The sequence below is a fragment of the Bartonella sp. SD1336NMGDW genome (genome assembly GCF_042193565.1).
Classification (GTDB): domain Bacteria; phylum Pseudomonadota; class Alphaproteobacteria; order Rhizobiales; family Rhizobiaceae; genus Bartonella; species Bartonella grahamii.
The window spans coordinates 127105-140273 of sequence record NZ_JBHILW010000003.1; the positions used below are offsets into that span (position 1 = coordinate 127105).

A 13169-nucleotide genomic window follows, 5' to 3' on the forward strand; every position below is an offset into this window, starting at 1 on the left:
AGGCTCCACTATTAGTGGAGCCTTTATTTTTTAAAAGATCACTTTTTGGTTTCTTTTCTTGTGAATTTCATGATAAAGCCCATAGAGTGTGATGATATATTTTCCTGATCGCTGCTTAATACGAATGATAAGCTCGGCTTTCCCTATAGATAAAAACCAGAGTTGCAGGGTTCAGGGAAGTTATGCAAAAATGAAATCGTAAAAGTGGACAGGAATATTTCACAATGACTGTGAAAAATGAAACAATAGATTATTCAAAAACTCTTTATCTCCCACAGACAAATTTTCCTATGCGTGCAGGGCTTCCGCAAAAAGAGCTTGAATTGATGGCGCGTTGGGAAAATATGGGGCTTTATGCGCAATTGCGCCAACAAGCAAAAGATCGTCCATTTTATATTCTTCATGATGGTCCACCTTATGCAAATGGACATATTCATATTGGGCATGCTTTAAACAAAGTTTTAAAGGATGTGGTTGTCCGTTCATTCCAAATGCGCGGTTTTAATGCAAATTATGTACCTGGTTGGGATTGCCATGGGCTTCCAATTGAATGGAAAATTGAAGAAAAATATCGAGCACAAGGAAAAAATAAGGATGAGGTACCGCTTAACGAGTTTCGTCAAGAATGCCGTGAATTTGCACAGCATTGGGTAACCGTTCAAAGTGAAGAATTTAAACGCCTTGGTGTCATGGGAGATTTTAACACGCCTTATACTACAATGGCTTTCCATGCAGAAGCACGCATTGCCAGTGAATTGATAAAATTTGCTATGTCAGATCAGATCTATCGTGGTTCCAAGCCGGTGATGTGGTCTGTTGTAGAGCGTACGGCTTTGGCAGAGGCTGAGATTGAATATCATGATCATGAATCAGAGGTGCTTTGGGTTAAGTTTCCTGTTTTTGAAGCAAATTCTGATGATTTATATGGTGCTTATGTCGTCATTTGGACAACAACGCCGTGGACAATTCCAAGCAATCGTGCAGTGAGTTATTCTTCACAGATTTCTTATGGTATTTACGAAGTTGAAAGTGCTGAAAATGATTTTGGTCCTCAAGTGGGAGAAAAGCTTCTCTTTGCAGACGCTTTAGCAATGATTTGTGCAGAAAAAGCCAAACTTGTTTTGAAGCGTTTGCGTGTTATTTCTGCTGAAGAATTGAAAGCTCTTGTTCTTTCTCATCCACTCAAAGGTTTGGCTGGGGGGTATAACTTTAAAATTCCATTGCTTGATGGTTCGCACGTAACAGAGAGTGCTGGTACAGGTTTTGTCCATACAGCACCAAGCCATGGGCGTGAGGACTTTGAAATTTGGAATGATTATAAGTCCTTACTGGAGCAAACGGGGATTGATACGTCTATACCGTTTCCTGTTGATGATGCAGGGTTCTATACGAAAGATGTTCCAGGTTTAGGACCAGATCGTGAAGGAGGACCTGCGCGTGTTATTGATGATAATGGAAAAATGGGTGATGCCAATAAAGAGGTCATTAACGCTTTAATTAAAGCAGATCGATTGTTTGCACGGGGGCGTTTAAAGCATTCCTATCCCCATAGTTGGCGTTCAAAAAAACCCGTTATTTTTCGCAATACACCGCAATGGTTTATTTCAATGGATAAAGATTTTGGGGATGGTTCAACTTTACGTAGTCGGGCTTTGGAAGCTGTTTCAAAAACGCGTTTTGTGCCGTCTTCTGGTCAAAACCGCCTAGCTTCTATGATAGAAGATCGTCCTGATTGGGTTCTTTCTCGTCAGCGTTCTTGGGGTGTTCCTATTTGTATTTTTGCGAATGAGGATGGTGTTATTCTAAAAGATGAAGGTGTGAACGAGCGTATTTTACGGGCTTTTGAAGCAGAAGGGGCAGATGCATGGTTTGCTGAAGGAGCACGTGAACGTTTTTTAGGTGAGCGTGCACATGAGCCTTGGGTACAGGTTTATGATATTTTGGATGTTTGGTTTGATTCTGGAGCAAGCCATAGCTTTGTGTTGGAAGATAGGGCGGATTTGAAATGGCCTGCTGATGTTTATTTTGAAGGTTCAGATCAACATCGCGGATGGTTCCAATCTTCTCTTTTGGAAAGCTGTGGTACGCGTGCTTGTTCTCCCTATAAGGCAGTGATCACACACGGTTTTACTTTGGATGAGAATGGTAAGAAAATGTCTAAATCTTTAGGCAATACGGTTGTTCCGCAAGAGATCATTAAAACATCTGGAGCTGATATTTTTCGTCTCTGGGTTATGACAACTGATTATTGGGAAGATCAGCGTTTAGGCAAAAAAATTCTTCAAACAAATGTGGATTCGTATCGTAAACTACGCAATGCAATTCGTTGGATGCTTGGAACTTTAGCATATGATGATGGAGAAGAAATATCTTATGGCGCACTGCCGGATCTTGAAAAATTTATATTGCATAGGCTTTTTGAACTTGATCAGTTGATTAATCGCGCTTACGATGAATTTGATTTTAAAAAGATTATGCGTGCATTATTGGATTTTTCAATCATTGAGTTATCGGCATTTTATTTTGATATCCGCAAGGATTCTCTTTATTGTGATGCGCCTTCATCAAAAAAACGCAAGGCCTCCTTGCAGGTTGTCCGTGAGATTTTTGAGCGTATGGTAACATGGCTTGCTCCAATGTTACCTTTTACTATGGAGGAAGCTTGGTTAGAGCGTTACCCAGAAAGCCAATCGGTGCATTTGGAACAATTTCGCTCTGTACCAGAAGAATGGCAAAACCAATCTTTGTCTGAGCGTTGGAAAAAAATTCGGCAGGTCCGTAAAGTTGTCACAGGTGCTTTAGAGCTTGAGCGCGTTGATAAGCGTATTGGATCCTCGTTAGAAGCTGCGCCTATTGTTTTTATTTCCAATCCGGCTTTACGGGAAGCATTAGAAAATGTGGATATGGCGGAGATCTGTATTACCAGTGCACTCACAATTACGCAGGATACAATACCTTCTGATGCTTTTACTTTGAGTGATGTTGAAGGTGTTGGTGTATATCCAGAGAAGGCATTAGGAAAAAAATGTGCTCGATCATGGCGTTATACACAAGATGTTGGGAGTGATCCTGCCTATCCGGATGTATCTGCTCGTGATGCAGCTGCTTTGCGGGAATTGCAGATTCTTGGCAAGATTTAAAATTTTAGATTAAAGGAAAGAAATGCAAGTAAATTTCTCATATTGATGAATATAGTTTTTTGTGGTACGAGAAAAATTCCGTTGTTTTATCTGCAGGGGGGAAATTTGTGTATGGACCGTTCTCTCATAAATAACGGGAATATTAATCAGCCATACACCTAGGGAATGGAATAGGCAGTGAGAAAACGTGAAATAAAAATATTTCCAATAGGAATTTTAGGGATGTGCTTTGTTTTGACGGGATGCAATTTATCCGCTCCTACCTATGGTACCGATAAACCAGTTTCGATACAGTTTTTTGAAGATGTTGCTAATATTACTTCATTAACACCAACAAATAACAGCAGCCAGATTGTTATGAAACCTCATCCAAAACTTGTAATACCAAGCCCTAGTTCGCGCGGATTTTTGCCGGTGCCGCAACAAGATAGATCTGTCAATGAAATGGCAGCATCGAAGAAGCATCAAGGAAATACTCCTTTTCCTCACAAAGGATCGTCAGTTAATGGTGCTGGTTCAGAAAATCCTTCACAGTTGAATGCAAAGCAACGACAGGAATATTTACGTCGTCAGAGAGCACAAGTTGGAAGTTCAAAATACCGTCGCTACCTCACTGAACCACCTTTAAGTTATCGCCAACCTGCAAAAACTGCACCTATTGGTCGATAGGGGAAAAACAAAATATTTAAGTAAAGTATTTTTCCAATTACTTATGGTACCAAGCTCTCATTCACGCACAGTTATAATGCTGCTGTAGGAGGGGCGTTATTCTCATGAAATAGCAATATGACAACAGCATCGAGAGAGTCCTTATGCGTTTCCTAACACGAAAAATTTCTCAAGCTCATTTTACAACATCGCTCATGTGGATAGTATAACGTAAAATCTATTGTGCTCCAGAAGCTTTATGCTTAGGAAGGAGAAATCTGATACCATCATTTTATTTTCCAGATTCTAATATTGCGACAATTCTTGCATTTGAGAGCCTTCATAAGAGACATTTTTAATCTTTTCTAAAACGTTCTTTATCTAGACGATAATCCCGCTTATGATATGCAAGAAAGTGATTTTTATTGCTTCAATGTAATTTGAAATGAGAGTATATCTACGATATGTTGGACTTTATATTTTATTATATAAAATAATGAATTATTCTTATGAATGAATGTATCATCTAGTAGAAGCAATATGCAGGATTAAAAGAGAGAAAAAATGCTTTGAAGTAGCTTTTGCTATATATATCAGAAGTATTAATAGTCTTGTTTGAGAAATAGGATAGTTTTTAAAGAGTGAAAGTTATGGAAGAAGAATTTTTTTTAGTATCGCTTTTGTACAAAAAAATCTTTAAGTAATTGAGCAGCTTCTTTTTCTTTAAAACCAGAATAAATGTCAGGTTTGTGATGACAGGTTGGTTGCTGATAAAAACGTGGACCATTTTCTATAGCACCCCCTTTGGGATCATTTGTTGCATAATAGAGACGTCGTATGCGTGCAAATGAAATGGCAGCAGCACACATAGCACAAGGCTCAAGTGTTACATAAAGATCGCAATCAGGAAGCCTTTCGCTTTGCAATGTTTTGCAAGCCATACGGATTGCGCGCATTTCTGCGTGTCCTGTAGGGTCATATGCAGATTTTATAAAGTTACCAGCGCGCGCAATGATAGCTTTTCCACGTGTAATGACAGCACCTACGGGAACTTCATCTTTTTTTGCAGCCCCTTGCGCTTCTAAAAGGGCTATTTCCATGGGCGTCAAAGTCATAATATTCTTTCTACTGAAGGTATAGAAAATCTAAAGGTTATCTCGATAAGAAATGCGATGGAATGAATAATTTATTACGCTTTTATAATGAAAGGAATACCTCTATTTTTTAAAGTGTTTGAAACAAACGTGCAAGTCAACAGATACATTATTGTCGTTAAAGGATAGAAAATGATAAATGATTATGCTACTTCCTTTTTCAGGATAAGCGGTATGGTGCATGTGAATAATTTTCTGAACATACTGGCAAAGATTGGTTTGAAACGCAAATGAATGAAAATAATGAGAGTGAACGAATTGCTAAAAGGTTAGCGCGTGCTGGTATTGCTTCGCGTCGAGATGCAGAAATGATGATTGTTGCAGGTCGTATTTCTGTGAATGGTACAGTCGTGACAACGCCTGCTTTTAATGTTAGCCGCTCTGATGTTATTAAAGTTGATGGCAAACCTTTACCTCCTATAGAACGAACGCGTTTATGGCTTTACCATAAGCCAGCAGGACTTGTCACCACGAACCGTGATCCTGAAGGCAGACCTACAGTATTTAGTAACTTACCAAAAGGAATGCCGCGTGTTCTTTCTGTTGGAAGGCTTGACATTAACACGGAAGGTCTTTTGCTTTTAACCAATGATGGTGGCTTAGCGCGTGTATTAGAGCTTCCTGTAACAGGATGGGTCCGCAAATATCGCGTCCGTGCTCATGGAAGAGTAAAACAGAGTGCGCTGGATAACCTTAAAAATGGTATTGCGATTAATGGTATTTTTTATGGTTCGATTGAAGCATCAATTGAACGTGAACAAGGGTCGAATGTATGGCTTTCTGTCGCTTTGCGTGAAGGAAAAAATCGTGAAATAAAGAATGTTTTAGGGGCTTTGGGATTATCAGTTAATCGATTAATCCGTGTATCCTATGGTCCATTTCATCTCTCTGATTTAGAAGAAGGAGCCGTGCAAGAGTTAAAAGGGCGGATGTTACGAGATCAGTTGGGGGAGCGTTTGATTATGCAAGCCAATGCAGATTTTGATGCTCCTATTCTGAAACCTTTTTCAAATTCTGCAGTTGTTGCAGAAAAGCAAAGCCAGAAAGATCTTTCTGTTGCAAATGATGGTTGGGTTTTCTCAAGTGAAAGGGCGATACGGCGCCGACCAAGAGATGGTTCTGTTGAACATAGTCGCGCGCAATTAAGTACAAAGTCTCATGAGAATGTAAAGAAGGAGAAAAGTGAGGAAGGAAAAGCAGAGCGTTTTCTACCGCGTTCTCGCCGTGCTAATGTTTGGATGGCTCCTGGTGCGCGTCCCCAGAGTACACGTAGAAAGCCTTCCTATAGTGAGGAGAAATCGCATGATCATAAGAGCGGTTTGGATGGTAAAAAATCCTTTCATCGAGGCAAGGAAAAACTAAAAGAAAGTCCGTCACACAAAGAGAAGAGGGGAAGTTTTGTTCAAAAACGTGGCAAAACATCTTATGATGAGACGCACCCCTTTGGTGAGAAAGATCGCTTTTTAAAGGATAAAGAGAACATGATAAAAGGTGGACATGAGGAGCATTCTTTTGAGAGAAAGAAAAAGGTAAAATCGTTTGGTGGTGCTATGAAAAAATCTAAACCACATAGGGATGGTGGAAAAACTTCGAAGCGATTTGGAGGCTCACTTGCGGATCATAGGCGGTAAATTTGCTGGTCGTGTTTTGTTTTCGCCTGTTAATCAGTCGATTCGCCCAACGAGTGATCGTACACGTGAAAGCCTTTTTAATATTCTTTCTAGCCGTGAAGAACAATTTTGGACCAATAAACGTATTCTTGATCTTTTTGCTGGTACTGGTGCTTTAGGCATCGAAGCACTTTCACGTGGAGCAAAGGCGGCTGTTTTTGTTGAAAACTCGGTTGAGGGGCGGGCGTTGCTTCAAAAAAATATAGAAGCCTTTGAATTACAGTCGATAGGACGGATTTTGCGTCGCGATGCGACCAAACTTGGCAATATTGGCACTATGCTTCCATTTGATGTTATCTGCGCTGATCCTCCCTATAGCCGTTGTTTAGGGGAACGTGCTTTCGTAGAAGCTTTGCGAGGGGGGTGGGCAAAAGCTGATACACTTTTCATACTTGAAGAAAAGAAAGATACAATGATTCATTTACCTGACGTCTTTTATCTAGATGATGAGCGTTTTTATGGTGAGACAGCAATACGTCTCTATAAATTACGATCGCTTACATCTTGAGAAAGTTCTTGTTTTTATCCGGTAGGATGAAAAAATGCTTCTTTACAGTTTTCTTCATTTTATATGGTTTTTAAAAGGTTAAGCAGAAAGTAAATAAAAGATTTTGATGTTAAAGAAATTGATGAATTTTTATTTCATTATGTTTTTTGTCTCAATCTCTTATTTTTTTTGAAGTTTTTTATAGCCTCAAGAGCGAGTTTTTACAATATACGCCCTTTAATATAGAGGGGCCATCTGTTCTTTTGTCTAGCCAAAAATTGCTTTGAGGTATAATGCTATTAGACCTAAATTAGCAGTATGTATTGCTGCTAATTTTTGTAAGTTATATGCTGATTTGTTAATTTCATCTACATTAAAAGTGTAACACATTGTCAAAGCTTTAGTGTATTATTAGCTTTACTACCGATGAATGTTTTTTCTCCAATAGGATATATATTTCACGACAACAGTTATGATACCTTTTTGTCTCATTTCTTTCGGCTGCACATTAATCATCAACATCTCATTAGCAGCTGAAAGCTTTCAACTATGCAGTCTGCATTTATATCCTAAATAGTGCGTAACTTTTATCTTTGTTATTGTATGAACTTAAAACAGATATTTTCTATTTAAGGTAGACAATAGTGTTCATTTATACTGAACATTTGTGTGTTTATTTTATTAATATCGCTTAGTGAGTTAATCATTATATTAAGTAAATCTGAAAGTATTAAGTGTGTTATCGTTATTACATTTTTAAGAATAATTTTTATATTATTCTTAAGCAATAAAACTAAATGATTTCTAAAACAGGGAAGATTATCATGTTTAAATGGATATATAGCGAAGAAATTAACACAGAAGCGAGTGCTGAGCAAATTTGGGCTATATGGGAAGATGTGTCATCATGGCCTTGTTGGGATAGTGAACTTGAGTGGGTAGAACTTTCTGGTCCTTTCAAAGAAGGGGCTACAGGACGCATGAAACCTAGAAAGGGACCTACAGTAACTTTTACACTTGATAAAGTTATAAAAAATGTTTTCTTTTCTGATTATGCTAAACTTCCTTTTACACGTATGAGTTTTGATCATGAATATATTTGTTCAACAAAATCGGGTTCTTCAAATAACAAAATTCGTCATACTGTAACCATGTCTGGTTTATTTTCTCCTTTCTTTGGAATGATTATTGGGTCAAAAATTAAGTTACATCTTCGGGATGCAATGATTGAAATGAGCAGACGTGCTCTTACTGAAAACAAAATCATCTCGTAAGGGGGTGCATTTATAAAGAAGTTAATACCTTTACAAAGGCGCAGAAACCTTAGTCTTGTTAGAATAAAATTTGTTATGAGTACATAGCAAATCGATGAGCTATGATTTGTTTTTTCATTAGTCGTTGAAATCGAGTCAAATCATCTGAGAAAATTAATTTTGCACCAAAGATCTTATAAAAGTCATTGAATTTTATTCAATATATAAAAGCTTATAAGGTGCGCATTTTTACTGAAAATAAAGAAAGTTGTAGAAGCTTATTTCTGCTCTTGTGAATCTGAGGTCGATATTGTCATGATATTTGCCAGTTTCTAGTATTGCGATAGTTTTTGATTTGGGAGCATTCATAAAAGGCATTTTGACTTCTTCTTAAATAGGTTTTATCAATATTACCTCTATTCATGATGTGAGAGCAAATAGTTGTGATTTCCTCAACATAAATAAGTTTAAAATGGAGAAAATTTAATGATATTTGATTCTTTTATGCAAATTACAAAACGATCAATTATGATTATAAATCAAAGTGTTTTTTTGATTAAAAGATGATCACTTTTCTAGAGAGTGGAAGTTCTAAAAGGCTCTAGATGATAAAATAAAACCTCCCTTAATTTTCGTAAAAATTAATCTCGTATCGTTGTATGTATTTGGTTTAAATGTTTAAAAAAGCGATTTTTTAAAATGCGCACAGATATCCCAGTTTCTGCAAATATTTTTGTATCTATTAAAACAATTATGAGCGATAAACTTGCCAAAATTAATTGGAAGAATACGCTTATTGCAGATTGAATTGAAAGATAGATACAACGTTGAGTTTCATATAAAAGTTTTATTAATTATCATTTTATGACAATACTACGCTTCTTTATTTTTTAATGGAAGGGAAAGAGTATAGTCCTTAAATCAAAATCTATCCTGTATTTTGGGACTTTTATTTTAGGAAAAAGAAGTCAGTCAAATTATGCCTGTTTAATAACAAAATAACCGATTAAGGATGCCGCATGAAAAAATGAGATGCTCTCGATTAGACGTATTAGAAACGAGAGAGAATGTTATGATTATAACTTATTTCTGATAAATATAAAAAATGAGTTCTTTGTGATACCACGTCCATGAGGGTAAAGAAGTTTATGACTGCTCATTTTGTTGAAACCATAATGAAAGGAAAAATTTTTTATTCCGTTTATGTCTTTTTGTTTACAAGATTGCCATCTTATTGTGAGAGAGTTTATAAAAGCAAAGAAGTATACACAAATATAAGGCATTTTCTTGATTCTTGCTTGGAAATTAAAGAGTGCTATAGGAATGAAGGAAGTTATTTCACTATCCAGAGGACATAAGGCTTGTGACTTAAGTCGTTTTATGCTTTTCGAATTTTTGAGGATTTTGACTTAAATTCAAGTGTTATTGCTAGGTCTTTTGTTGATTGCCAAGTTTTCGGTTGATTTGATTATCAGTACAGATTGGGTTTTCTAAAATGATAAGGGGCAATGAGAAATCTTGAAACTAAAGAAATTTTACGACATACTGCGTCTTTTCATAAAGAAGCTAAAAGGGAAATTATTCGATGCATTAAAAGAAAAAAATGCATGAAATATGCGTAATCTTATGAATAAACATACAAGAGTATATTCTGATTTATATAAATTTGTCAGAGTGCTTATCAATGTAAATAATAAAATATTTCAGGGAGTCTATAATGACTGACAAAAACCAGATTGAGAAAGCTGTTTCATTGGTTGAAGCAGCAAGGCGTTCTGGGGCAGATGCTGCTGATGCCGTTATTGTTCATGCTCATTCTACCAGTGTATCAGTGCGTTTTGGGAAAGTCGAATCAACAGAAGCAGCAGAGAGCAATGATTTTACTCTAAGGGTTTTTGTTGGAAAAAAAGTAGCAAGTGTTTCTGCTAATTTAGCGTCTTATCCGCAAGAACTTGCGGAACGTGCTGTTGCGATGGCTAAAGCTTCTCCCGATAGTTTATTTGAAGGTTTGGCAGATAAAGAGTGTCTGGTTAAGTCTCCTAAAGATCTTGATCTTTTTGATGATTTTGTGCCAAGTAGTCATTTTTTAACAGAAGATGCTTTAAAAACAGAGGCAGCAGCTCTTGATGTTAAAGGTGTAAGTAATTCTGGTGGCGCTGCAACAGCTTATGGCCGTAGTGGGTTTATTCTTGTGACCAGCGATGGTTTTTGTGGAGCCTATCGCTCCAGTTGTTTTTCACGTTCTTGTAGTGCTCTTGCAGGTGAAGGAACACAAATGGAGCGGGATTATGATTATACAACAGCCTTACATTTTTCTGATTTAGAGGCAGCAGAAACTGTTGGAAAGAATGCAGGGTTTGGTGCTGTTCGACGTTTGGGTGCAGTTCGTGCGGCGACTGGGGGTGTTGATGTTATTTTTAATCCGCGTACGGCTCGCGGAATTGCAGGGCATATCGCATCTATGGTCAATGGAGCCTCTGTGGCTCGTAAAACAAGTCTTTTACAGAATTTCCTAGGCAAGGAAGTGATGAAGCCTAATGTTAATGTAACCGATCAACCTTTGCGATTACGTGGAAATGCTTCTCATCCTTTTGATGGAGAAGGGGTAGAGGGGCAAGCACTCAATATTATTGAAAATGGTATTTTAAAAAATTGGCTTCTTTCATCAGCTACAGCACGTGAATTGGGACTTAAAACAAATGGACGCGGTGTGCGTTCGGCATCATTAGTGCAGCCGACAAGTACAAATTTTGCTATTGAACCAGGTTTAGTATCGCCTTGTGATATGATAAAAGATTTGCGAAATGGATTTTATGTGACCGAATTATTCGGTCATGGCATTGATTTTATTACTGGTCAGTATAGTCGTGGGGCTTCCGGTTTTTGGATTGAAAATGGTGAAATTGCTTATCCAGTGAGTGAAGTAACGCTAGGTTCTGATTTGCTTCATATGTTAGCACATTTAACACCTGCCAATGATATTGATCGGCGTTATGGTACGGCGGCTCCAACATTGTTAATTGAAGGGATGACACTTGCAGGAAAATAACACGCATCATTCTTCTGATTTAAATCTTTTGCGTGATGTTTGTCGAGAGGCAGGAGATTTAGCAATGCGGTATTTTGGATGCACGTTGGATGTTTGGATTAAAGAAGGTAATTCACCGGTCAGTGAGGCAGATTTTGCTGTTGATCATTTTTTGAAAGAGAAGCTTCTTGGAGCGCGTCCAAATTATGGATGGATTTCAGAAGAAACAAAAGATAATCGAGAACAACAAGATTATGAACGCTCCTTTGTGGTTGATCCTATTGATGGAACACGAGGTTTTCTTTCTGGCAGTCCTTATTGGTGTATTTCGGTTGCCATTATTGAGAATGGGCGTCCTATTGTGGGCGTTCTACAATGTCCGGCTCAAGGAGACATTTATGCAGCTGTAACGGGTGGAGGGGCAACATTAAATGGGGTAAAACTTCCTCGTTTAACTTCGGGGGGGCATCGAAAATATAAAATTTCGCTTGATAAATCGCTCGCACAAAAATTACCAGATGATTTTCTCAATCGAGTTAGTCTTTACCATTATCTTCCTTCTCTTGCTTATCGTATTGTCCTTGTTGCTCAAGATGAAATTGATATCGTATTAGTTCGTCCGAATTGTCATGAATGGGATATTGCCGCTGCTGACCTTATTTTGCAGGAGTGTGGAGGGTGTTTTTTATCGCTTGATGCCCCTTTACTATCTTATGGAATTGAACCTTACCAATATGGACTTTTAATTGCTGGTAAAAATAATTGCTGTCAAGATATGATAGATGTTGTTCGTCAAACAAAGTTAGTTTAATCACGTAAAAGCACGCTAAAATAATCTAAATGATATAGAGGCACATATGACTGAAACCAAAGAAAAAAAACAATATTTACATCTTGTATTTGGTGGGGAATTAAAAAATCTTAACAGTAATCAATTTAAGAATCCTGATGATTTAGATGTGGTTGGTATTTTCTCAGATTATCAATCGGCTAAAGAAGCATGGCAGGCAAAAGCACAAAGCAGTGTAGATAATGCATTACAACGTTATTACATTGTAGATTTGCATCAGTGTCTTGATGCTGAGTTAGGCGATGTAGAATAAAGCTTGAATATTTGGTCATCATAGCTTGTAGATTGTTTCACGCTTTTGTTTAGTCGTCCTTTTCATAGGTACGTTCTTTGGGTAAAATAGAATGCCGTAAAAAAATATGCTTGTTATTTAAAATTCATATGTTTTCTTAAGGAAACATCTTTCAAGGCACCCAAGCACATTTCATAATGGTGTCCGTGCAAGGTATAAAATCCATTGTTATACCACCATCTTTACGCTTAATAAAAATTCAAGACAGTTCTATTAACCTATTTACAACAGCAATATTATCATGACGAGCGATCACTCGAAGTTTATGATTATATTGTGAATAGTCACTCTGCTTTTGAATGGAGTATGAAACATTAATGCGTTCAGATTAATAAAAAGAGTAGCATTATTAATGATACCAATTACTACTTCGTTGAGATTATTAGCACTCCCTACTTATCCATTGGAATTTTTCCAACAAGTTATCACTATAAGCTTAGAAACCATGAAAGTCGTTAGAAACTTACCAAAATTAGAAACTTAGAAAAACTGAATAGATTGATGAAGTTAATTTACCTCATAAGGATTTCTTGAGTACTCGTTTAAAACTACAATCTATAAATTAATCATTTTGCGTTGATTATATACAACCTTAAAAGGAATAATATACCATGCGATTTCCTGAAAAGAGAGGATTTAAAATTTTG

At 37.2% G+C, this 13169-nt stretch carries 9 protein-coding genes and 1 pseudogene; 9 read left to right on the forward strand and 1 reads right to left on the reverse strand.

Features of this window, described 5'->3' with window-relative positions:
- Positions 1 to 224 precede the first annotated feature (224 nt).
- Both ileS and ACFIKH_RS03335 read left to right on the forward strand, forming a co-directional pair.
- Positions 225 to 3140, forward strand: a complete 2916-nt coding sequence (gene ileS, locus ACFIKH_RS03330; protein WP_375626826.1) for an isoleucine--tRNA ligase — start codon at positions 225 to 227, stop codon at positions 3138 to 3140.
- Positions 3141 to 3317: 177 nt separating this feature from the next.
- A complete protein-coding gene (locus ACFIKH_RS03335) occupies positions 3318 to 3809 on the forward strand; it encodes a hypothetical protein (RefSeq protein WP_375625697.1) in 492 nt (163 codons plus the stop codon).
- Between the two features lie 647 nt (positions 3810 to 4456).
- Here the strand turns inward: ACFIKH_RS03335 and ACFIKH_RS03340 are convergent.
- A complete protein-coding gene (locus ACFIKH_RS03340; protein ID WP_375625699.1) occupies positions 4457 to 4903 on the reverse strand; it encodes a nucleoside deaminase in 447 nt (148 codons plus the stop codon).
- Between the two features lie 269 nt (positions 4904 to 5172).
- Between ACFIKH_RS03340 and ACFIKH_RS03345 the strand changes: the two genes are divergently transcribed.
- The 7 genes and pseudogenes from ACFIKH_RS03345 to ACFIKH_RS03375 all read left to right on the forward strand — a co-directional run.
- Complete coding sequence (locus ACFIKH_RS03345) at positions 5173 to 6573, forward strand: pseudouridine synthase (RefSeq protein WP_375670991.1); 1401 nt, start codon at positions 5173 to 5175, stop codon at positions 6571 to 6573.
- Complete coding sequence (rsmD, locus tag ACFIKH_RS03350; RefSeq protein ID WP_375625702.1) at positions 6554 to 7120, forward strand: 16S rRNA (guanine(966)-N(2))-methyltransferase RsmD; 567 nt, start codon at positions 6554 to 6556, stop codon at positions 7118 to 7120. The genes ACFIKH_RS03345 and rsmD overlap by 20 nt, the downstream gene beginning before the upstream one ends.
- 803 nt (positions 7121 to 7923) lie before the next feature.
- The gene (locus tag ACFIKH_RS03355) at positions 7924 to 8373 is read left to right on the forward strand and encodes a hypothetical protein (protein ID WP_375626831.1); all 450 of its coding nucleotides are present in this window, start codon (positions 7924 to 7926) and stop codon (positions 8371 to 8373) included.
- Between the two features lie 1696 nt (positions 8374 to 10069).
- Positions 10070 to 11401, forward strand: a complete 1332-nt coding sequence (locus tag ACFIKH_RS03360) for a TldD/PmbA family protein (protein WP_375626833.1) — start codon at positions 10070 to 10072, stop codon at positions 11399 to 11401.
- Positions 11388 to 12191, forward strand: a complete 804-nt coding sequence (locus ACFIKH_RS03365; RefSeq protein WP_375648504.1) for a 3'(2'),5'-bisphosphate nucleotidase CysQ — start codon at positions 11388 to 11390, stop codon at positions 12189 to 12191. The genes ACFIKH_RS03360 and ACFIKH_RS03365 overlap by 14 nt, the downstream gene beginning before the upstream one ends.
- A 46-nt stretch (positions 12192 to 12237) precedes the next feature.
- Positions 12238 to 12483: a DUF4170 domain-containing protein gene (locus ACFIKH_RS03370; RefSeq protein ID WP_375626837.1), complete on the forward strand. Its 246-nt coding sequence runs from the start codon at positions 12238 to 12240 to the stop codon at positions 12481 to 12483.
- 259 nt (positions 12484 to 12742) lie between these two features.
- Positions 12743 to 13006 (forward strand): annotated as a pseudogene (locus ACFIKH_RS03375) (type ISP restriction/modification enzyme); the annotation flags it as partial.
- Positions 13007 to 13169: the final 163 nt, after the last annotated feature.

What these genes read in the sequence shown, in the direction of transcription:
- ileS (WP_375626826.1), top strand. Translation starts at nt 225, where the DNA reads ATGACTGTGAAAAATGAAACAATAGATTATTCAAAAACTCTTTATCTC.
- ACFIKH_RS03340 (WP_375625699.1), bottom strand. Translation starts at nt 4,903, where the DNA reads ATGACTTTGACGCCCATGGAAATAGCCCTTTTAGAAGCGCAAGGGGCT.
- ACFIKH_RS03345 (WP_375670991.1), top strand. Translation starts at nt 5,173, where the DNA reads ATGAATGAAAATAATGAGAGTGAACGAATTGCTAAAAGGTTAGCGCGT.
- ACFIKH_RS03355 (WP_375626831.1), top strand. Translation starts at nt 7,924, where the DNA reads ATGTTTAAATGGATATATAGCGAAGAAATTAACACAGAAGCGAGTGCT.
- ACFIKH_RS03360 (WP_375626833.1), top strand. Translation starts at nt 10,070, where the DNA reads ATGACTGACAAAAACCAGATTGAGAAAGCTGTTTCATTGGTTGAAGCA.
- ACFIKH_RS03370 (WP_375626837.1), top strand. Translation starts at nt 12,238, where the DNA reads ATGACTGAAACCAAAGAAAAAAAACAATATTTACATCTTGTATTTGGT.